Annotated in this window: 1 pseudogene; it reads right to left on the bottom strand. The window is 71.9% G+C overall.

Annotated elements, in window-relative coordinates:
- Window positions 1–81: 81 nt before the first annotated feature.
- Window positions 82–548 (bottom strand): annotated as a pseudogene (locus BIV03_RS17095) (glutamate--tRNA ligase); the annotation flags it as partial.

Genomic DNA, 548 nt, shown 5'->3' with positions numbered 1-548 from the left:
CCGACGACGACGACGTCGACCGTCAGCCGCTCGGCTGCGTCAGCCTGCCGGTCGGCCGCGTCACCCTGCCGTTCGGCCACGTCAGCGGTCCGCGAGGCGACGCAGGCGCGTGACGGTGGACTCCTTGCCCAGGATCTCCATCGACTCGAACAGCGGCGGGCTGATCCGTCGACCAGACACCGCGACGCGCAGCGGACCGAACGCCACACGGGGCTTCAGGCCGAGACCGTCGATGAGCGCCGCACGGAGCGCGCCCTCGATCGAGGCCGTCGTCCAGTCGTCGAGCGGCTCGAGCGCGGCGATGCTCGCGCGGAGCACGTCACCGGCGTCGGCCTTGAGGGTCCCCAGGGCGTCCTCGTCGATCTCGAGCGCGTCGTCCGACGTGAAGAGGAACGCCAGGAGCCCCGGTGCCTCGCCGAGGAGCTGCATGCGCTCCTGGACGAGCGGCGCCGCCTTCGTGAGGATCTCGAGCTGCTCCGGCGTCACCGGATCCGACACGATGCCCGACAGGTACGGCAGCAGCCGCCCGCGGAAGTCGTCGGCGTCCA

The sequence above is a fragment of the Curtobacterium sp. MCBA15_016 genome, from assembly GCF_001865105.1.
In the GTDB taxonomy this organism is placed as follows: domain Bacteria; phylum Actinomycetota; class Actinomycetes; order Actinomycetales; family Microbacteriaceae; genus Curtobacterium.
This window is presented reverse-complemented; position numbering and strand designations above follow the sequence as displayed.